The following is an 18,852-nucleotide window of genomic DNA, read 5'->3' as shown; positions in this document are numbered from 1 at the left end:
ATGTGCTGTTCGTTCTCACAGAAGCCGGCTCCCGTCTCATCCAATCCAGTCGGGGTACTCATGGGTGGCGATCGCGAGGGGGACGCGCTGAGCAGGTGTGCTCAGGAGAGTTGAGTACGCGACCGGATCACCACACACGGGGCGGTGCGCTGGGATGAGGACATGAACCCCGCTCCGCAGCCCGCCGCAGCGCGCGTCGTCACCAAATGGTCCGTCGCCGGACTCGTCCTGCTCGTGCCGACGGTCGTCGTCGCGTCGATCGCCGTACTCACCTCCCATCGCGGCAGCCTCTGCCTGACGTACGGAGAGCAGTGCTCGACGGTCCCGGGCGAGGCCCTTTAAGGCTGCTTCTGGGGCGCCCTCGCGGCCGGTCTCCTGGCACTGGTGTGGCCCCGGGTCAGGTGGACGGGCGCCAGGGTGGGGGTCGTCTTGCTGCAGTGGGGTGCTCAGATCACGCTGGGCGAGCTGATTCTCAGTGGCATGTGACGCGTCCCCCTCCGCAGGCCACGCCGATCGCCCGCGTGCTCTCACTGAAACCAGTCGGCGTGGCCCAACTCGTGTCGACTCGATCGGATGAGACCGCGACTAACTTCGTTGAGAACAGGCATGCGCGTTTCAACACAATCTCGACGACGCTGATGCCCGTGCCACCGAACTTGTCCTGCCCCGGCCGCAACGGCCGCGCAGGACAAAGGACCGTCAGTCGCTGGTCAAGCCGTCCCTCAGCCGTGTGATGGCGTCGTCCCTGTCGTTCCTGAGTGCTGCTGGCCCGTGCCCGGTTGCGCGCCCCGCGCCGGCCGCGTCATGGAGGTCACCGTTCAGAGCTGGGAGGGTGTGACCCTCGACGTCGATGGTCTGACCCGCGCCGTCGTCCCCGGCGACCTCGGCGGACAGCATTTCGAGAAGGTGCGCCGCGCCAGTGATGGCGGTGGTGCCCTCTGCGGACTCCAGGGTGAACTGGTTCGTCCAGCCGACTGAGTGCTTGGTACCGAGTTCGTGATGGGCGGGCTGGAATCGCAGGTAGGTGCCGGGGGAGAGGTAGTAGGTGGCGGTGCCGTCCTCGTACCCGCGCCACAGGTCACGGCTCTTCAGGTAGCCCTTGCTCTCCGTGTCGCCCACTGTCCAGCGGAACGATGCCGTGAACGCGGCGTCGTTGCACGCTGATCGTGCGACCTCGGCGCGCACATCCCCGCTGACTTCGGACGGGCGGCGCGGGGTGTCGATCTTGCGGCGCAGCGGTGTCACCAATCCATTGATCAGGCCGTCGGCCAGGAGGGCTGCGGTGAGTCCGACGACGGTTGCGGCGGAGAGCCGTGCGGTGGGGCTGTGGAGGTCGCTGGTGCGCTGGTGAGCCCACCGGCCGGCCGCCGTGCCGGCTGCGATGCCGCCGATGCTGGTGAGGGTGTCGATGAGGGTGTTCGCACCGACGGTACGCATGGTTTGGACGATGGGGGCCTGGAACTTGGTCATGAGGGTTCCCTTCCATGGGGGAGGTCTGGGCGGGTGCCCGTGCTGCCCGGTGTGAAGCCGGGACGGCTGGTGAGGTGTCGGGTGTTGCCGCCGGTGTTCGGCTGTGGACGCGGTGGTGGTCGTGGTCGCTTGTGGGGGTGGGGACGCGGTCAGTTCACGCTCTGGTCGGGCGGGAGGGCTCGGTCGCGCCGGGGAACTCAACGGGTCCTGCGCCGTCGGCGATCTTGCAGGCGGTCGAGCAGTATGGGCGGGCCGAGTAGTGCGGGGCGCCGCACAGGGCGCACTCGTTGGGCTGGTCGTCGATCTCTTTCGACCAGTCGATGAGCACGTTCGGGTTGATGCAGGCGGTGCATCGGCTGTCTGTTTGGTCGGTGACTCCGCTGCAGCCGTCGCCGCAGATGTTCCAGCTGATGGCCGAGCAGCCGCAGTTGGTGCACACAACGGTCGGGGCTGGGGCTGGAGGGTGAGGCGTCGGACGGGTCGTTGCGTGGGTGAGGACGTCCCACAGCCGGGTGCTCGGACCGAAATCAGGGTCGATGATGGTCAATTGGTGAGCGTCGGCCACGAGGCTGAGAGCGTTCGGGAAGCCGCGCCACATTACTTTGAGGTCCCCGGGCCGGAGTGCGCGGCCGACGGCGGTGTGAGGTTCACCGTTCTTGAGGGTGACGGGGATGCCGTTCTTGGTGTGGTGATCGGCATCGTTCAGGGCGACGTCCAGGCCGGCCTGGACGGCAGTGTCGATCAGACGCTGGAGAACGACGGGGTCGGATACGAATCCCTCGACTGCTGCGCGTTGGCGCCATTGGGTGCCGTCGGCGCCGGTGTGGAGACGGCCGGGCTGTGAGGCGGTGGTGACGTATCCGCCGCGGTTGGCGGTGGCAAGGACCGGTACATGCGGCACGGTTTCGTTGTCCGGTCCGAAGCGCGGCTGCCAGGCGGGATGGCTCTGCACCCTTCCTTCGAGCCATGCGGCGGTGAGTTCGCCGAGGTCATCAAGGGTGGATGCGGCCCGCCACAGTTGGCGTTCCGCGCGGCTCATCCATGGCAGTCGGATCTTCATGGTCTGTCTCTTCCTTCGCAGATGGGGTGTGCAGATGAACAGACGAGGGTCGGGGCGGCTGGGTCTGGAGGCCGGAGCTGCCCCGAGCCGTACGTGGGTCGGGGCAGCTGCGCGGCAGGCGTCCGGAACGGGGTGGCGGACCTGGATCGGGGGGAGGACGTTGCCTCTACGGAACCTGGGACCGGTCACCGATTCGCTCACCACGACGACCCGTTAGGAATCACAGTTCGGCGACGTCGGACCTGGTGAGTCCGTCGCGGTGTGGTGACTGCTCGGTTCTGCTGGCCCGGTCCCGGTTGCAGCCGGCGCCTCACTGCGGCCCGTCGGTGTGCTCCCAGACGCATCCCGGCGACGTACAGGCCCGATGGACGACGAAGCCGCTGTCGGCCGCGTCGTCGGCGCACGGCGTCCAGAGCTGCTCGACGGGGTGCGGGGTGCCGTCGTCACCCTCGCTGGTCTCGATCTCCTACGGGCCTTGGTGGTCATGCGCTCGCTCCGGTACTGGCGCCGGCCGCCTTGAGGATGCGCGGCAGATGGACGTGGAGGTGTTCGACGTCGACCTGGCGGCCGCGGGCGCGAAGTTCGCGAGCAAGCAGTTCGGTGAGACCAGATGCCCTTTTCCGGACTAGCGGATCTTGACCGTCGCCAGGTCCGCTCGCCTCTGGTGCGCAGCGTCTTGATCAGTGATGGGGTGGAGTGCGGTGACCGGCGGCAGCCACAGGTGGGTGCAGTGCCGGCAGTGGTGGTAGTGGCTCCATCCGGTGTGGTCGGGCCCCTTGGTGAAGCGGGTCGAGCGGCTGATGCGGGTGCAGGCCGGGCACCTGGATGGGATCGCTATGTCCTCCCGCTCCAGCCACTCGATGGCGATGAAGGTGGCGGGCTGGGCGGTGGGGGCGTCGGGGTCGGCATCGTCGACGTACCAGGGACAGTCGTCGTCCCTGCCCGCTCTGACGGCCTGGATGTGGGTGCGCCTGGTGCCGATGGTGAGCATGTCGGCGAGTTCGTTGGTGGGCATGATGAGCTCTCCGAGCACCCGCCGGTGGTAGGCGCTGGTGACGGCCAGGACCGTGCGGTCGGTGAGGTGGCTCAGGGCCAGGAGGCGATCGCCTTCCTCGCCCAGGGCGGCGGCCGGGATGCCGTGCAGGCGGTCGAAGCCCGGCTCGGTGCCGGATAGGACGAACAGTTCGTCGGGGGCGGCGTCGGTGAAGATGGTCACGAAGGTCTCCTCAAGTTGAGGGGGTGGCATTCGGGGCGGCCGGGCTCGTGGCCGGCGGCCGCCCCGGGCCGGACATGGGTGAAGCGGCCCACCACCGCACCTCTCGGTGGGGTGGTTAGTGGGTGGTGGTGTCGGTGACCAGGAGGAGCTGGTTGGTGGCGAGGTCCATCACGAGGTGGGCGTCGCGGCCCTGGTCGCGCTGGGCGGCGGCGTATTCGGCGGCGGGCCAGGAGCCGCGGGGGTGGCCGGCGGCGAGTCGCTCCAGGAGGGTGCGCTGCGCGGGGAGTGCGGCCGTCATCGCAGGCCGTCCTCTTTCTCGAAAGCGCCGATCAGGTCGAGGATCACGTCGGAACTGGCAGCCTCGCCGACCCACTTCCCGTCCACGGTGAACACCGGCACGGCCTCGTGGTCAGCATCGAACACGGCCGCATAACCGCCCCAGCGCTCCAGGACCAGGTCGTAGAGGATCGGGGTGAGGGCAGCCTTGAGGACTTCCATGGCGCCGACGGTGAGCAGGGCCGGGTCGGTTGGGCCGTCGGGCTGGACGGCGGTGCCGGTGACGCGCAGGAGGTCGCCGGGCTGGATCTCGTTCAGCAGGGCGTGGGCGATACGCGGGTCCCGGTGGTGCAGGCGTACACGGTGTCCGGGGTGTCGGGCGCGATCCGGCCCGCGTGGTTGGGGGAGTGGATCAGGTCGAACGTCGCAGTGCCCCAGTTTGAGCCGGGGGCCGGGATGGCGTCGACGTAGCCGTCTATGGCGAAGTTGTCTGAGAGGTCATGAGCGGGCCTCCGCCCGGGTCTTGGTGGTGCGCGGGGAGCGGGGTCGGGAGGTGTGCTGCGCGCGGAGCAGAAGCTCGCAGTTGCGACGCTGTTGCTCCGGGGTGAGTGGCCGGGGCTTCGGACCCTGCGGTGCCAGAGCGGGGAGGCGGGCGGCTCGGGGTAGGCGAGGGTGTGTTCGACGTCGTGCGGAGGGGTGCTGTTCACGGGGGCCTCCAGGTGGAGGAGCTCAGGCGTGGTTGTCGTCGCGCCGGCGTTTGGGCTGGACGTCGGAGGCGAACCTGCCGAGGCGGGCCTCGGTGGGGTGTTCGGAGATCCAGTTCTCAGCGCACTTCCCTGTCAAGTCCTTCTGTTCAGATCAGCAGCCGCCGTCGGAGCCTAACCTCGGCTTTTCAGTTGGTGCTGCTGGTCGGCTGTGCAAGGTTGTTTGAGGCCGCGTCGGCCGGGGGCATGGGGAGGGCCCGACGCGGGGTCGGGTTCTCCAAGGTCCTTGAGTCGAGGTGGGCGGGGACGACGAGTCAGCTGGCGGGGCGAGGCAGTGCGGCCAGGCGGCGGAATGCGGCCGCGAGCTCATGTCGTCAGGGCAAAGTCGCTGATATGCGCAGGTGGAGGCGGCGGCCGCCCCGGGTGATCCGGGCGGCGACGTGCAAGAGCCGGTAGCGGAGTTTCTTGGGTTCGGCAGCCGCGAGTTCGCCGTCCAGCAGGAGGACGCGGGTCAAGGCCCCTCGCCCCCTGACCCCACCTCAGGAAGTCCTTCGGCCGGTGTACTGAAAGAGCCCGGTGCCGGCGCCCTCCCGAGTCGTCCTCCAGGAGAACAGTCGCTTCCCGATCTCGGTGATCTGGCCATCACGGAGGTATCGAGTATCTATCGTCGAACCGCGTTGCTGATCGAGGTGCCAAAGGGCCGGAGGCGGAGGGTGGTGGCGTCGGGCGTGGAGCAAGCGGGGGGCGTGAGCGAACCGCGGCACGTGGTGCTGTCGCTGGGGATCGCGTTGACGCGTACTGAGGAAGGTGACTCGCCGCGGTTCGGTCTGGACGTCCTGGAGGACGCCCCCGTTCATGCTGCCAGGGTCGCAAAGATCCTGGAGGAGTTCCGGTACACGCAGCGCCCGACCGCAGCGCCGGAGGGACAGGCCGACCACGGGAAGCTGGTCGAGGCTGCGGTCGAGGCCGAGGACGCCGACGTGCTGATCGTGCACATCGTCGGGCACGGTGAGCTGGCCGACGGCAGCAGCGAGAAGCTGTACATCCTGGGCAGCGACGGGGATCGCCTGGGCAGGCCGGTGGGCGGGTGGATCGACCTGATCGAAGACCACCCCCGGCGGCATCGACCGATGACACTGTTCGTCCTGGACGTCTGCTACGCCGGGCAGGCCGCAGTGACCGCCTGGCACTCGCGGATGGACGTGGACAAGCGCCGGGCCTGGGTGCTGGCCGCGACCGGACCGGACAAGCAGGCGTTCGGCTACCGCCTGAGCCAGGCCCTGGTACGGGTGCTGGCGAGGTACCGCGACCTGGAGGTCCGCTTCGATCCCTCCTTGCGGTACATCCCGCCCGGCACGGTCTGGCGGGACATCGACAGCACCGTCAGCGAACTGGCCGATCGGGCCGACGGGCTGCCGCAGACGATCCTGACCAGTCTCGTTCCCGGCCACGCCGACCTGTCCCATCTACCATTCTTCCCCAACCCCTCCTACACCCCCCAAAGCACCACACCGGCACCGGGACTGCCCCCGGAAATCGCCCGCCTGGCCGACTGGGCCGCGGACCCCCAGCACTTCATGCGCCGCGCCGGGGGCGGCGAACCGGTGGACCGCGACTGGGACGAGGGCTACTTCAGCGGCCGCACCGCACAGCTCGACACCCTCACCGCGTGGCTCGACGACGACACGGCCGCCCCAGGGCTGCGCGTGGTCACCGGCAAAGCAGGCGCCGGCAAGTCCGCGCTCCTGGGCATTCTCCTGTGCGCCGCCCATCCGGCACTGCGCCGCCACACTCGCCCCCTGTGGTCCGGACTCGACGACCACGTACCGGGCGAGAACAACCGGATCGCGGCCGTCCACGCACGACGCCTCGGCCTCGACGACATCACCGCCTCCCTGACCCGCCAACTACGCCACATCACCACCCCCGACAGCCCAATGCCATCGGACGAGGAAACCCAGGACACGGCCGGAAACCCGGCACAGCACCTGCTGAACCTGCTGCCCCCCGGCAGTCCCCCGGTCACCATCGTCATCGACGCCCTCGATGAAGCCCTGAAACCCCAGGACATCACCACTGCCCTGCTGCTCCCCCTCGCCCGACACGCGCAGACGGCGGCCGGCCGGCTGCGGCTGCTGGTCGCCACCCGCGAGGACAGCCGGTTCGACCAACTCCTCGGCCTGGCGCGGGACGCCGGAGCGTGCACGGACCTGAGCACCATTGCACCGCACGAGGTCCGCCGGGATGTGGCCGTCTATGCCAAACGACTCCTGACCGCCGACGGCCCCTACACCCGCGGTGGCCTGCGGAGTATGCGGGACACCCTGGCAGAAACGATCGCCGAAACCCTCACCACCGACGCCCCGACCGGCCGCGAGGGCCACGACGCCGAATCCCTTGAGTGGGGCGAGTTCCTCACCGCGGGACTCTACATCCACCATCTTCTGGCCAGCCTGCCCGCCGACACGCCCGAGGAGGCCGTACGGCTGGGCCGGGCCGTGCCCCGCCGCCTGCCCGATCTCCTCGAACTCGACCTGCAGCGCCACGCCGACCGGATTCACCTGCGTCCGGTGCTCACGGTCCTCGCCTTCGCCCAGGGCCGGGGCATGCCCGAAAGTGTCCTGGTCCACGCCGCCGCAGCCTTCACCGTCGACGGCGACCCTCCCCTGTCCCTACGGGACCTGTTCGTCCTCCTGGACGGGGAGGCACGCTTCTATCTGCGCCGCGACATCGACACAGACGGCACCACCCTGTACCGGCTCTTCCACGAAGGCCTCGCCGACTGGCTCCGCCGGCCCACCAGCTCGCCGTCCGCCGAGGCCCCCCCGATGACCGCGAACCCCCTGCCAGGTCAGGCAGAGCGCCTGTTCGAGCGGCTCCTGGACTGCGTCCCCCGGGATGCGGCCGGCGGCATGCTGTGGCAGCACGCTGCCGGCTATCTACTGCGGCACACCGCCCAGCACGCGGTCGATGCCGGGCGCATCGATGAACTCCTCGACGACGCCGGCTACCTCCAGCACGCTGACCCCCACACCCTCGCCGGCGCCCTGTTTTACGCCCGCTCCGACCAGGCCAGGCTCAATGCCGCCGTCTACCGCGCCTCCTGGGGCCTCCACCACACGCTGCCACCTGCGGCACGCCGCCAGTTCCTCGCGCTGGACGCCGCACGCTTCCGCGACACGCCGCTCCAGGATGAGCTGCCCGGCGACGCCGACTGGACTGTGCGATGGGCAACGGGCGGCCAGGTCTCACCATTCCTGGTCCGCACCCTCACCGGCCACACCTACGGGGTGAGGGCGGTGGCGGTGGCGCTGCTGGGGGACCGCCCGCACGCCGTCACCGGCGGCTACGAGGGGTCGGTGCGGGTGTGGGACCTGACCACCGGCACCCCGGTCCGCACCCTGACCGGCCACACCGGCGGGGTGAGGGCGGTGGCGGTGGCGCTGCTGGACGGCCGCCCGCACGCCGTCACCGGCGGCTACGAGGGGTCGGTGCGGGTGTGGGACCTGACCACCGGCACCCCGGTCCGCACCCTCCCCGGCCACACCAGCGGAGTGAGCGCGGTGGAGGTGACGCTGCTGGACGGCCGCCCGCACGCCGTCACCGGCGGCTACGACGGGTCGGTGCGGGTGTGGGACCTGACCACCGGCACCCTGGTCCGCACCCTGACCGGCCACGCCGACGAGGTGAGGGCGGTGGCGGTGGCGCTGCTGGGGGGCCACCCGCACGCCGTCACTGGCAGCTACCGGTCAGTGCGGGTGTGGGACCTGACCACCGGCACCCCGGTCCGTGAACTGACCGGCCACACCGGCGAGGTGACGGCGGTGGAGGTGACGCTGCTGGACGGCCGCCCGCACGCCGTCACCGGCGGCTACGACGGGGCGGTGCGGGTGTGGGACCTGACCACCGGCACCCCGGTCCGTGAACTGACCGGCCACACCTACGGGGTGAGGGCGGTGGAGGTGGCGCTGCTGGACGGCCGCCCGCACGCCGTCACCGGCGACCGCGACGGGTCGGTGCGGGTGTGGGACCTGACCACCGGCACCCCGGTCCGTGAACTGACCGGCCACACCTACGGGGTGAGGGCGGTGGCGGTGGCGCTGCTGGGGGACCGCCCGCACGCCGTCACCGGCGGCTACGAGGGGTCGGTGCGGGTGTGGGACCTGACCACCGGCACCCCAGTCCACGACCTGACCGGCCACGCCGACGAGGTGAGGGCGGTGGCGGTGGCGCTGCTGGGGGACCGCCCGCACGCCGTCACCGGCGGCTACGAGGGGTCGGTGCGGGTGTGGGACCTGACCACCGGCACCCTGGTCCGCGAGCTGGCCGGCGGCGGGGTGACGGCGGTGGCGGTGGCGCTGCTGGAGGATCGCCCGCACGCCGTCACCGGCGGCGGCGACGGGTCGGTGCGGGTGTGGGACCTGACCACCGGCACCCCGGTCCGCGACCTGACCGGCCACGCCGACGAGGTGACGGCGGTGGCGGTGGCGCTGCTGGGGGACCGCCCGCACGCCGTCACCGGCGGCTACGAGGGGTCGGTGCGGGTGTGGGACCTGACCACCGGCACCCTGGTCCGCGAGCTGGCCGGCGGCGGGGTGACGGCGGTGGCGGTGGCGCTGCTGGAGGATCGCCCGCACGCCGTCACCGGCGGCGGCGACGGGTCGGTGCGGGTGTGGGACCTGACCACCGGCACCCCGGTCCGCGACCTGACCGGCCACACCGGCGCGGTGAGGGCGGTGGCGGTGGCGCTGCTGGAGGATCGCCCGCACGCCGTCACCGGCGGCTACGAGGGGTCGGTGCGGGTGTGGGACCTGACCACCGGCACCCCGGTCCGTGAACTGACCGGCCACACCGGCGCGGTGAGGGCGGTGGCGGTGGCGCTGCTGGAGGATCGCCCGCACGCCGTCACCGGTGACCGCGATGGGGCGGTGCGGGTGTGGGACCTGACCACCGGCACCTGCCTCACCACATTTCACTTCCCGGATGCGGTGAGAGCTGTGACCCTCACCGCGGACGGCACCGTTGTGGCCGGCTTCGGCCACGAAGTGGCCGCCCTCAGCCTTGAACCCCTCGTCAGGAGGCTCCGTTGAGCAGTATCGCGACTCCGCGGCTTCGAGTCGTCGCCGTACACGGCATCTACAACAGCTTCGGCACCGGAATCTCCGACGCACGCAAGGAGGAACTTCGCGCCCTCAAAGCCGCCGCCTGGGCACGGGACCTGCAAAGCGGCCTCGGTATCTCCCCGGACCGGCTCGACGTCGACTTCGCCTACTACGCGGACAGGCTCCGCCCCGGGCCGGCAGCCCAGGGGGAGCAGGAGAGCGACTTCCTCAACGACCCGCTGGCGCAGGAGATGCTTGATGCGTGGGCGCGAGAGCTGGGGCTGCCGGACGAGGTGGCGCAGGGGCACGCCGCGGTGCCGCTGCGCGCTCTGACGTCGTGGATGGCGCGCAGGTTCAACCTGGCCGAGGGGCCGCTGGGGGTCTTCATCCGGCTGCTGTGCAGTGAGGTTACCGCGTACCTGCGCTCTGCGGACGCCCCGGAACGCATAGCGGCGCGCGAGGAAGTTGCCGCGCGAATCGCCCAGTACCGGCCGCGCGTCGTCGTCGCACACTCGCTGGGCTCGGTCGTCGCCTACGAGGCCCTACACGCGCACCCGGAGCTGCAGCCTGAGCTGTTCCTCACGCTGGGCTCGCCGCTGGCGCTGCCCCGCGTGGTCTTCGAGCGCCTCATCCCCGCACCCCGGCCCGCCGACGGCCCGCAGCTGCGGGGTGCGGGCCTGCCCGGGAGGACGCGCTGGGTGAACATCGCCGACCCCGGTGACCCCGTCGCCGTCCCGCCCCAGATAAGCAGGTTCTTCGACGGGATCGCCCTGGACCACACCACCGCCGTCAGTGCTCTCTTCCGTTTCCATCACGCCGAGAATTACCTGCGGTGCGCGACCACCGCAGCCACCATCGCCCCCTACCTCGGCATCTGACTCGGCCTGGACCGCCGGCCGCTCTCACGCTGCCATTGGAAGAGCCTCTGGATACCTGACTCCCACCAGGGCGGTATCCCGTAGAGGCACAAAGGCCAGGCGCAGGGACAGTGCCCCGGTGCCCCGGCGAGGCGACCGCCAGGTCCCACCCGAACCTGTTCACTCCCCCTGGCAGGGCTCAAGTGGTGCTTGGGAACGAGGAGGGCTGCCCGGCATGACGAGAGCCGGGACGGCCCTGCGGGCGGGAGGTTCAGCTGCTTGGCGGGCGGAGGGGAGGTCCTGTACTCCCAGGACACCTTCAGCCGGCAGCGACCCCCACCGCTCCGATTCGGCACCCGCACCACATCCCACACGTTCAACACACACCTCTACTGACGACTGAGAACACACTCGATCATCAGGGAAGCGCACACTTTGTGAGCGGGCTCCCCGGAGTGGGAGCGCAGCGGTGTGGGCTGTTCGCACAGCGCGCAGGGGCGGTCCTGCCAGTGGTCGTAGTGCTGGCTGTCGCGCCAGTCGAGAAGGCCGCCGGGAGCCGGAACGCAGCCCGGCTCGAACGGTGGCTTCTTGTCTCGCTTGCGGGTCACGGCCGGAAGTCGGGCAGTTGCTGGAGCGCCTGCTCCACCAGGTCCGGCGTCGGCTTCCAGGGTCCGAGCTGCCCGTCGACGGGGACGGGCAGCGGCAGCTCCTGGACGTCCTGGAGGACCAGGTGCCAGGCGCCGGCCTGCGCCCACGGCGTGCAGGGCGGGGATCCGTCGGGGTCCTGGTGGCAGTCGACCAGGCGAGCGACGCCGATCACGGCCCCGGCGGTCAGCTCCCGATTGAGGATCGTGCGGGCGACCAGCGGTTCCCGTAGCACGGCGTGCTCCGGCTTGGCCTTCCCTGCATGGAGAAGGACCCAGCCTCGCCAGCTCCACGGGCGCGGCCTGTTCTCTGGGCTCTTGCCCGCGAGGATGCAGGTCGCCCAGGGCTGGCGGACCGTGATGCCGCGGATCCAGTCGCCTTGAGGCAGAGAGGCGATGCTCATGCGGCTCGCCCCCACACGGCCGTGCCCGGACGCCCGGCGCGGCGTCCGTTTATGGACGGCGTGGTGGCATGGGCGGCGGTGGCGAGGTGGGCGCGGCCGGTGTGTTTCCCGTCGTAGAGCGCTGCGTCGGCGGCCCTCTGTAACGCGGTCAAGTCGCGGGTGCCGAGCACGTCCGGGGACGCGGCGCCGACCGACGCGGCAACGTCGACGGTGCGGCCGTCGTCCAGGACGACTGGTGTGTGCAGCATCCGGACCAGCTGTTCCAGGCGGTGCGCGCGGCGGCCGGGGGCCAGCTTGAGAACGACTGCGAACTCGTCGCCTCCGAGGCGGCCTACGGCAGCGTGCGGGCCCGCCCAGGCCGTGAGCCGAGCGCCGATCGATGTGAGGACGGTGTCACCCGCCGCGTGCCCGAGGCCATCGTTGATGGCCTTGAAGTGGTCGGCATCGGAAGCGCGCGGGTTCCCGGAATCCTGAACGTTGGTAAGCCGGAACCTGCATGCCAGCTGATGGCTGCGGCGGTCCCACGCGCGGGTTCCGGGCTAGCTGACGGGACATGGTGAGCGAAGCCCGGTTCTGCCAGGAGGATCGGGAAGACCACAGCTGATCTGAAAGACGCATTTCGCCTGGGACTTCGGCTTCGACGACGGCGACGAACTCACCTGGCGACTGCCCTGACAGGCTGCTCTGTACGATCACCGAATACTGGGCGCTGGTCCGCCTGTCCTGTGCGGAGATCAGCAAGGGGTACCCTGTCCGGATAGTTGAGGGAGTTGGCGGGTGTCCGCTTTGGACTTCTACGCTCACCTCGCCGTTTGCGGTGAGGTCCTGGGAGTTGGCCTCGGTGCCGACCCGGAAGCCTGGGAAGCCGCCCTGGGGGCGACATGCCTCGATGTTCCCGGTGGTGGCCTACTGCGGCGGGACTACGGGCTCGTGGAAATCAACTTCTCGCCGGACCAGCCAGGGCGACAAGGGCAGATGTCGTGCTTCGGCTTCGGCGTGAAGATCCAACGACTGCTGTACGACCAGTCCCCGAGCACCGTGCCGTCCCCGCTCTCGCGGGCGTACGGGGAATTTGCACCCAGAGTCCCCTTCAAGGAACTGCAGACCGCCATCCTGGCCCTGGGCCACACGATCGAACTCGACAAGCACAACACGTCGAGTGACATGGACTGCTTTCGCGTATCCGCGTCCGCCGCCCGCATCCACGTCGTCGCTGACCCTGACCCGTACGGGTCAGGCGACCCAGATCCAGACGGACATCAGAGGGGCGACGTCTGGTCCGTCGACGTGTGGTGACCAGCTGGCGACCTCCCAGCAGTGTCCGTGATATCTCTTCGCTACGAGGAGCGCCGGGCAACGATCACCTGCGCGGCGGGCAACGATCTGAAGAGCCCACCACCCAGCTGATCAGCCACACTCAAGCCCCCCGTGCCGCATCCAACCGGCTAGCCCGCAGGCACATGTGGGTTCGGCGTGCCGTCATCGCTCATGTGCGCCCGTCGCCAGATTTCGTTCCAGTGGAACGGGGTCTCCGGCACGAACCGGTGCCGCTGCCCGCACGGACATGGCGCCAGCGCCCGCGCGCACCCACGGCACAGCTCGACCCAACCGTGCCCGGTCGAGCTCAGCACTCGTGGTCCCTCATCCCCACAAGCCGGGCAGCCGGCGGATCAGCACCGTCCAAAATCGCGTTCTGCCGCCGGACGTACTCGGACAGACGCAGCGACGGGTGGCGAAACGGGTCTTCGAACCAGGCCCGGTCGGGGCTTTCCCACCAACTCTGCAGCCACCACGGCCGAGGGTTCGGTACAGCCCGCCGCCCAGCCTGCTTCTCCGCCCGGCGCTGCGCTGTGTACTCGTCTGCCCGCACGAGCCACAGCACCCGCGCCTCGTGCAGTTCCTCCACCGCCCGCGCCAGCGCGTCCGGGTCCGCCTCCAACCGACGGGGGATCGCGGCGCTGAGCGTGAGGTGGTGGTATGTCGCCCGCAAGCCGTAAGGAGCAAAAACGGTGAGGCAAGTGCGCAACGCGCTGTGCCGCCGGTGGAGGGGGAACCGGGCGTCGTGCACGCGCGCTCGGTGGGTCAGGAAGCTGGTCATGGTGTGGGCGCCAGGTCCAGTGCCCGTGCCAGGGCGGCAGTGACGGCGGCGGCGTGTGCCGGCAGGTGTTGTTCAGCCCAGGTTTCGGCAAGGCTGAGGAAGTCCTGCAAATCCTGCTGGGCGCCGGTGACGAGCGTGCCTATCTGGTCTACCGACAGCTCGATCACCGGGCTGCTGTCCGTCTCGTGGGCGTCGAGCGTCAGCCGGACGATGTCGCCAAGACGTTCAGCCGTCGAGAACGGATCGTGGCCGAAGTAGGCGCACCCGGTGCCGTTGAGCACCTCCAGCCAGTCGCGCCAGGTCTCCAAGCCGTTGCAGCAGCCCGGCTCGACGAAGACGATGTCGGTGGCGTTGTCGGTCACCCGGAAGCCGCCGGCGGCGAACAAGTCAGGCATGGTGAGCAAGCCGTGCAGGAAGGCGCCGAGCGGGTCGGTCGGGCACGGCCCGTGCTCCTCCTCCGGCTCGAAGTCGTTGCAGTCGGCGATCTGCATAACCGCCGTGCCGACCTCCGCCGGAGTGAGCTCCCCGTTCAGCACGAGGTAGCCATATGACTCGTGCTCGCGAACAGGCCAGAGCGCGAAGTCGTCGGCTGCGGAGATCTCCAGAACGGGTTGCATCACAATCACATGGGGATGATGCCGGACCCACTGCTACACCGCCACGGGCTTTCAGCTGGCATCGGGCTCGGAGCAGGCCCACTACCTGGGCAGTTGGGTCTGCCGCACGATCGGGTGACATCTGAACTGGCTTGCCCTGTGGGGTAGGTGGGAAGGATGTCGTTGTGCCCAAGCCTTATCCGGAGGAGTTCCGTCAGGACGTCGTGCGGGTCGCGAGGAACCGCGACTCCGGCGTGACCATCGAGCAGGTGGGCTCCGATTTCGGGGTCCACCCGATGACGCTGTGGAAATGGATGCGTCGCGCGGATATCGACAAGGGCGCCAAGCCCGGGGTGAGCAGTTCCGAGAGTGCGGAACTGCGGGAAGCGCGTCGGCGGATCAAGTTGCTGGAACAGGAGAACGAGGTGCTGCGCCGGGCCGCGGCCTATCTGTCGCAGGCGAATCTGCCGGGAAAAGGATCTACCCGCTCGTGAAGGAGCTGGCCGTGGACGGGGTGCCCGTCACGTTGACGTGCCGGGTGCTCAAGCTCGCCAGACAGCCCTACTACCGCTGGCTCGACAAGCCGGTGGGTGACGCCGTGCTCGAGGAGGCGTATCGCGCGAACGCGTTGTTCGACGCCCACCGGGACGATCCGGAATTCGGCTACCGCTTCCTGGCCGACGAGGCCCGAGGCATGGGTGCCGGTATGGCCGACCGGACCGCGTGGCGGATCTGCCGGGACAACCGCTGGTGGAGCGTGTTCGGCAAGAAGCGCGGCCGGGGCAAGAAGGCCGGCCCGCCGGTCCACGACGACCTCGTGAACCGCACCTTCAGCGCGGACGGCCCGAACCGGCTGTGGCTCACCGACATCACCGAACACGCCACCGGAGAGGGGAAGTTGTACCTCTGCGCGATCAAGGACGTCTTCAGCAACAGGATCGTGGGCTACTCCATCGACGCAAGAATGAAGTCCCGCCTGGCCGTGACCGCTCTGAACAACGCCGTGGCCCGGCGCGGCCCGGTCGACGGCTGCATCCTGCACAGCGACCGCGGATCCCAAGGCGGATTCAAGCGGTCGTCGCAACACCTCGTGACCAGCGAGGTGTGGGATGGTTCGTCGTCAGCAGGCAGCCGATCGGTCGGTGCGCCCGAAGTTGAGGTCTCCGGGACATCCGAAGTACCAGCGTCACATCGAGGCGGCGTTCTGGGACGCGATCGCCGATGGTCTTCTCGCTGAGGAAGCGGCTGGGGCTATCGGCGTGGCGCCGGCGGAGGCAAACCGCTGGTATCGACAGTGTGGCGGCATGCGACCATTCGATCCGAAGCCGCATTCGGGCAGATATCTGTCGTTCGCTGAGCGGGAGGAGATCGCCCTCCTGAAAGCCCAGGGAAAGGGCGTACGCGAAATCGCCCGGCACGTCGGGCGAGATCCGGGGACGATTTCCGGGGCCAGGACGGTCGGTACCTCGGGATCAGCAGCGGCCTTCATCCGCACCGCCGGATCCGGGTGCGTCACCCGCTGCTCCGCCATCAGCACGGGCGGTGGCTCCTGCACCGCGACGGGCGGTTTCTCACTCTCGCCGACGATCCGCCGGATCTTCGGTTCCAGGTCCTGCGCCAGGATCTCCAGCACCCCGGCAGGGATACGGCGCTTGTACTCGAAGAGCATCACCGCGTACACGAACCGGACCCGTGGTTCCGGATCCCGCGCGAGCCGGGCCAGCACGTCGACGTCCGCCGTCGCGTTCTCCGTCACGTCCAGCCGGTGCTGGATCTGCGGCGAAGCCACCAGCAGCTCCGTCGCTGCGGCATCCAAGGTCCTGTACTTGAGCCAGAAGCAACTTCTCGTGGACCCGGCCCAGATGCCTCGCCTCGAGCAGATCCACGCCAATCTCATCGACCGCCTCCAGGAGGCCAAGGAACAGGGCTGGCTCGGCGAGGTCGCCGCCATCGAGACCACCAAGGCCGCCGCCGCGCAGAAGCTGGAGGCCATGCGCGACCGTGCAGGACAGCCCTCCACCGTTCACCTCGGCATGCCCGACTTCCGCCGCGATGCCGGACGAAGCAGCACGGACTCCGAGGACTGAGCGCTGACGGGATTCTGATCACCGGACAGCGAAGCGCAGGGCCGCCTTCTGCCGCCTGGCTGACCTCCTCGGGGAGTCGGGCCTGGCAGGAAAAGCTGAACAATCCAGCGGCTTCAACCTGCCGCAACCTACTTCTATCCACGTCGATGGATTGAGGCTCGCCCGACCTTCGGCTCGCGAAGCGCGGTCGGCGCGCCGCTGGATACTCACCGCTGCGGGGCGTTCGGGTGGCGGCTGTTCCTCGGCTCGGTTCTGCCCGCCGAGGTGTTGAGCAAGGCGGTCACCAGGGTGCGCAGCGAATCGGCGAGGCGCTGGCCGTCGCCCTGCTCCAGCAGGCGCAGGATCGGGTCGCTGTGCAGGGTGGCGAGCAGGATATGGGCTAGGAGTTCGGCGTCCAGGTCCGAACGCTCCTGGCTGATCAGCGAGGTGATGTGGTCGTGCCAGAACTGGTAGACGGGGTGCGCGCTGCGCGGATCCTCTTCGGGCTTGTGTGCTGTCGTCACGGCGTGGCCGAGCGCGGCCAGGAGTCCCTTGTTGCGGGCTACCACGTCAACGACGGCGTCGAGGAAGGCGAGGAGGCGCTCTCGTGACGGGGCGCCTGGGCCCAGAGGCGGTGGGCCTGTCGTGACGGCTTCGTGCAGGGCAAGGGCCCGTTCTGCCATCAGCGCCCGCATAAGGCCCATGCGGTTGCCGAAGCGGTGGAAGACCGTGCCCTTGCCGACGCCGGCTGCGGCGGCGACTTGTTCCATCGAGATCTGCTCGGGCCGGTGCCGTGCCAGGAGTTCCTCGGTCGCCAGCAGGATCGCGTGCCGATTTCGTGCCGCGTCGGCACGTTCGCGGCGGCCTTCTGTCATCGAGTCCTCACCCCGCATGGACAACTGGACTGACGGTCCAGTACGGTCGCCGAAGCTGACCGGAAGTCCACTTTAGCTGTCGGCGGTGGCACCCCTTGCCCGTTGGCCCCTCAGGAGAGTCCATCATGCGACGAGTCCGCTACTACGAATACGGCGATCCGGACGTCCTCACGATCGAGGAGGCCGAAATCCCCACGCCGGGGCCGGGCCAGGTGCTCATCCGGGCCGAGGCGATCGGGGCAAACTTCGTCGACACCAAGTTCCGGCGCGGGCCGTCCAGCGGGGCGATCTTCCAGCGCCCTCTGCCCGGCAAACTCACCGGCGACGTGGTGGGCACCGTCGAAGCCGCCGGACTCGGCGTCGACACACAGCAGGTCGGCCGACGAGTCGCAGGGCTGGCCGAGGACGCGTTCGCCGACTACATCGTCGCCGACGCGCAATGGCTCGCCCCGATACCCGACGGACTCGACCTCGGTGCAGCCAGCATGCTGCCCATGGGCGCCCCGGTTGCACTCCGGACCTTGCGCACCGGCCGGCTTGCGCCGGGTGAGACGGTACTGATCCACGCCGCGGCCGGCGGCATCGGCCACCTGTCCGTACAACTCGCTAAACTGCTCGGCGCCGGCACGGTCATCGCCACCGCCGGCTCACCGGCCAAACTCGACTTCGCCCGCAAGTGCGGCGCCGACATCGCCATCGACTACACAGACAGCGACTGGCCCGACCAGGTCCGCAAGGCCGCACCGCGAGGCGTGGACGTCGTTCTCGACTCCGTCGGCGGCGAGACCCTGCAGCGGAGCTTCGACGTACTGGCTCCGTTCGGCCGGATCGTCATCTACGGAGCTGCGAGCGGCGAGCTGACCGGCCTGCCTGTCACCAACCTCTTCGCCCTGAAGTCCGTGGCCGGGTTCTCGCTCATCGCATGGCGCGCGGCCGACCCCGAGCAGGCCCGCCGAGAAATGACCGAGGTCGCCGAATACTCGACTGCCGGGCAACTGCACACCGCCGTGCACGCCCGCCTCCCGCTCGCCGAGGCAGCCGCAGCACACCGGCTACTCGAAGACCGGTCTCAGCTTGGCCGCGTCCTCCTCCTGCCCTAAAAGCACGCGACACGCCGTACCTCACATCATCACGAGAATCTCTATGGTCACCTTCAGTCAACGGGCAGCGGCCGCGATGCGAGGAAGCCGCTTCAAGATCAGTTCGGTTAAGCCTGCATCAGATGTCCCATGCTTTCGGTCAACCCGACGATGTTGCCCCGGCTGGACGAGTTGGAGGACGACCTGGTCACCCGCCGCCAGCACGCGATCGCCCAGGGCTGGAAGGGCGAGGTCGAAGGCATCGAGCTGACCCTGACGTTCCTGCGCTCCAAGCGGGCCCAAGTCCACCGGTCGCAGCAGCTGCCCCCCGTGAACCTGGGCATCCCCTCGTTCCCTCACAGCCGGCCCACAACCGAATGATCAGCAGCGTGGACCAGAAGCGCG

Annotated in this window: 19 protein-coding genes and 4 pseudogenes; 10 read left to right on the top strand and 13 right to left on the bottom strand. The window is 69.4% G+C overall.

Annotated features, from left to right (window positions below):
- Positions 1-162: 162 nt before the first annotated feature.
- Positions 163-342, top strand: coding sequence for a hypothetical protein (locus OG912_RS38545; protein WP_327713227.1), 180 nt, complete (start codon positions 163-165; stop codon positions 340-342).
- 357 nt (positions 343-699) lie between these two features.
- On the opposite strand, the gene OG912_RS38540 is transcribed toward OG912_RS38545, so the two are convergent.
- From OG912_RS38540 to OG912_RS38510, 7 genes and pseudogenes are all read right to left on the bottom strand, one after another.
- A complete protein-coding gene (locus tag OG912_RS38540) occupies positions 700-1,470 on the bottom strand; it encodes a hypothetical protein (protein WP_327713226.1) in 771 nt (256 codons plus the stop codon).
- A gap of 154 nt (positions 1,471-1,624) precedes the next feature.
- Positions 1,625-2,530, bottom strand: coding sequence for a DUF6919 domain-containing protein (locus OG912_RS38535; protein WP_327713225.1), 906 nt, complete (start codon positions 2,528-2,530; stop codon positions 1,625-1,627).
- Positions 2,531-3,155: 625 nt separating this feature from the next.
- Positions 3,156-3,746 (bottom strand): hypothetical protein, encoded by a 591-nt coding sequence (locus OG912_RS38530; protein ID WP_327713224.1) that lies wholly within the window; start codon positions 3,744-3,746, stop codon positions 3,156-3,158.
- Positions 3,747-3,861: 115 nt separating this feature from the next.
- Positions 3,862-4,044: a hypothetical protein gene (locus tag OG912_RS38525; protein WP_327713223.1), complete on the bottom strand. Its 183-nt coding sequence runs from the start codon at positions 4,042-4,044 to the stop codon at positions 3,862-3,864.
- A complete protein-coding gene (locus OG912_RS38520; RefSeq protein ID WP_327713222.1) occupies positions 4,041-4,244 on the bottom strand; it encodes a hypothetical protein in 204 nt (67 codons plus the stop codon). Before OG912_RS38520 ends, OG912_RS38525 begins: the two co-directional genes overlap by 4 nt.
- A 92-nt stretch (positions 4,245-4,336) precedes the next feature.
- Complete coding sequence (locus OG912_RS38515) at positions 4,337-4,729, bottom strand: hypothetical protein (RefSeq protein ID WP_327713221.1); 393 nt, start codon at positions 4,727-4,729, stop codon at positions 4,337-4,339.
- 371 nt (positions 4,730-5,100) lie between these two features.
- Positions 5,101-5,244: pseudogene (locus OG912_RS38510) on the bottom strand (IS1380 family transposase); the annotation flags it as partial.
- A gap of 228 nt (positions 5,245-5,472) precedes the next feature.
- Here OG912_RS38510 and OG912_RS38505 point away from each other — a divergent pair.
- Both OG912_RS38505 and OG912_RS38500 read left to right on the top strand, forming a co-directional pair.
- On the top strand, positions 5,473-9,816 hold the full coding sequence (locus tag OG912_RS38505) for an AAA family ATPase (RefSeq protein ID WP_327713220.1): 4,344 nt from the start codon (positions 5,473-5,475) through the stop codon (positions 9,814-9,816).
- Positions 9,813-10,706 (top strand): hypothetical protein, encoded by an 894-nt coding sequence (locus OG912_RS38500; RefSeq protein WP_327713219.1) that lies wholly within the window; start codon positions 9,813-9,815, stop codon positions 10,704-10,706. Before OG912_RS38505 ends, OG912_RS38500 begins: the two co-directional genes overlap by 4 nt.
- Positions 10,707-11,074: 368 nt before the next feature.
- On the opposite strand, the gene OG912_RS38495 is transcribed toward OG912_RS38500, so the two are convergent.
- The 3 genes and pseudogenes from OG912_RS38495 to OG912_RS38485 form a co-directional block, all read right to left on the bottom strand.
- Positions 11,075-11,293, bottom strand: a complete 219-nt coding sequence (locus OG912_RS38495) for a hypothetical protein (RefSeq protein WP_327713218.1) — start codon at positions 11,291-11,293, stop codon at positions 11,075-11,077.
- The gene (locus tag OG912_RS38490; RefSeq protein ID WP_327713217.1) at positions 11,290-11,733 is read right to left on the bottom strand and encodes a hypothetical protein; all 444 of its coding nucleotides are present in this window, start codon (positions 11,731-11,733) and stop codon (positions 11,290-11,292) included. The genes OG912_RS38495 and OG912_RS38490 overlap by 4 nt, the downstream gene beginning before the upstream one ends.
- A pseudogene (locus OG912_RS38485) lies at positions 11,730-12,179 on the bottom strand (GGDEF domain-containing protein); the annotation flags it as partial. The pseudogene OG912_RS38485 and the gene OG912_RS38490, both read right to left, overlap by 4 nt.
- A 331-nt stretch (positions 12,180-12,510) precedes the next feature.
- Between OG912_RS38485 and OG912_RS38480 the strand changes: the two are divergent.
- On the top strand, positions 12,511-13,029 hold the full coding sequence (locus tag OG912_RS38480) for a hypothetical protein (protein WP_123471870.1): 519 nt from the start codon (positions 12,511-12,513) through the stop codon (positions 13,027-13,029).
- Positions 13,030-13,357: 328 nt separating this feature from the next.
- Here the strand turns inward: OG912_RS38480 and OG912_RS38475 are convergent, their stop codons facing one another.
- Together OG912_RS38475 and OG912_RS38470 are read right to left on the bottom strand one after the other, a co-directional pair.
- Positions 13,358-13,831, bottom strand: a complete 474-nt coding sequence (locus tag OG912_RS38475) for a hypothetical protein (protein ID WP_327713216.1) — start codon at positions 13,829-13,831, stop codon at positions 13,358-13,360.
- Positions 13,828-14,448, bottom strand: coding sequence for a hypothetical protein (locus OG912_RS38470; RefSeq protein WP_327713642.1), 621 nt, complete (start codon positions 14,446-14,448; stop codon positions 13,828-13,830). The genes OG912_RS38475 and OG912_RS38470 overlap by 4 nt, the downstream gene beginning before the upstream one ends.
- A gap of 164 nt (positions 14,449-14,612) precedes the next feature.
- Between OG912_RS38470 and OG912_RS38465 the strand changes: the two genes are divergently transcribed.
- The 4 genes and pseudogenes from OG912_RS38465 to OG912_RS38450 all read left to right on the top strand — a co-directional run bounded on the left by OG912_RS38465 (position 14,613) and on the right by OG912_RS38450 (position 16,514).
- Positions 14,613-14,921: a transposase gene (locus OG912_RS38465; RefSeq protein ID WP_327713215.1), complete on the top strand. Its 309-nt coding sequence runs from the start codon at positions 14,613-14,615 to the stop codon at positions 14,919-14,921.
- 233 nt (positions 14,922-15,154) lie between these two features.
- Positions 15,155-15,517, top strand: a pseudogene (locus tag OG912_RS40200) (transposase); the annotation flags it as partial.
- A 19-nt stretch (positions 15,518-15,536) separates the two neighbouring features.
- A pseudogene (locus OG912_RS38455) lies at positions 15,537-15,872 on the top strand (helix-turn-helix domain-containing protein); the annotation flags it as partial.
- Positions 15,873-16,253: 381 nt separating this feature from the next.
- On the top strand, positions 16,254-16,514 hold the full coding sequence (locus OG912_RS38450; RefSeq protein WP_327713641.1) for a hypothetical protein: 261 nt from the start codon (positions 16,254-16,256) through the stop codon (positions 16,512-16,514).
- Between the two features lie 206 nt (positions 16,515-16,720).
- Here OG912_RS38450 and OG912_RS38445 read toward each other — a convergent pair whose 3' ends face one another.
- Positions 16,721-17,368: a TetR/AcrR family transcriptional regulator gene (locus tag OG912_RS38445; RefSeq protein WP_327713772.1), complete on the bottom strand. Its 648-nt coding sequence runs from the start codon at positions 17,366-17,368 to the stop codon at positions 16,721-16,723.
- Positions 17,369-17,493: 125 nt separating this feature from the next.
- Here OG912_RS38445 and OG912_RS38440 point away from each other — a divergent pair, with 125 nt between their 5' ends.
- Together OG912_RS38440 and OG912_RS38435 are read left to right on the top strand one after the other, a co-directional pair.
- Positions 17,494-18,468 (top strand): quinone oxidoreductase family protein, encoded by a 975-nt coding sequence (locus tag OG912_RS38440; RefSeq protein ID WP_327713212.1) that lies wholly within the window; start codon positions 17,494-17,496, stop codon positions 18,466-18,468.
- A 129-nt stretch (positions 18,469-18,597) separates the two neighbouring features.
- A complete protein-coding gene (locus tag OG912_RS38435; RefSeq protein WP_327713771.1) occupies positions 18,598-18,828 on the top strand; it encodes a recombinase in 231 nt (76 codons plus the stop codon).
- Positions 18,829-18,852 lie beyond the last annotated feature (24 nt).

The organism is Streptomyces sp. NBC_00464 (assembly GCF_036013915.1).
Taxonomy (GTDB): Bacteria; Actinomycetota; Actinomycetes; order Streptomycetales; family Streptomycetaceae; genus Streptomyces.
The sequence above is the reverse complement of the archived record's forward strand: the minus strand, read 5'-3'. Positions and strand labels throughout refer to the sequence as shown.

Bases quoted from the DNA above. Each gene is read 5' to 3' on its own strand.
- OG912_RS38475 (WP_327713216.1), bottom strand. From the start codon at position 13,831: ATGACCAGCTTCCTGACCCACCGAGCGCGCGTGCACGACGCCCGGTTC.
- OG912_RS38490 (WP_327713217.1), bottom strand. From the start codon at position 11,733: ATGAGCATCGCCTCTCTGCCTCAAGGCGACTGGATCCGCGGCATCACG.
- OG912_RS38435 (WP_327713771.1), top strand. From the start codon at position 18,598: ATGCTTTCGGTCAACCCGACGATGTTGCCCCGGCTGGACGAGTTGGAG.
- OG912_RS38440 (WP_327713212.1), top strand. From the start codon at position 17,494: ATGCGACGAGTCCGCTACTACGAATACGGCGATCCGGACGTCCTCACG.
- OG912_RS38470 (WP_327713642.1), bottom strand. From the start codon at position 14,448: ATGCAACCCGTTCTGGAGATCTCCGCAGCCGACGACTTCGCGCTCTGG.
- OG912_RS38520 (WP_327713222.1), bottom strand. From the start codon at position 4,244: ATGGAAGTCCTCAAGGCTGCCCTCACCCCGATCCTCTACGACCTGGTC.
- OG912_RS38545 (WP_327713227.1), top strand. From the start codon at position 163: ATGAACCCCGCTCCGCAGCCCGCCGCAGCGCGCGTCGTCACCAAATGG.
- OG912_RS38525 (WP_327713223.1), bottom strand. From the start codon at position 4,044: ATGACGGCCGCACTCCCCGCGCAGCGCACCCTCCTGGAGCGACTCGCC.
- OG912_RS38540 (WP_327713226.1), bottom strand. From the start codon at position 1,470: ATGACCAAGTTCCAGGCCCCCATCGTCCAAACCATGCGTACCGTCGGT.
- OG912_RS38535 (WP_327713225.1), bottom strand. From the start codon at position 2,530: ATGAAGATCCGACTGCCATGGATGAGCCGCGCGGAACGCCAACTGTGG.
- OG912_RS38445 (WP_327713772.1), bottom strand. From the start codon at position 17,368: ATGACAGAAGGCCGCCGCGAACGTGCCGACGCGGCACGAAATCGGCAC.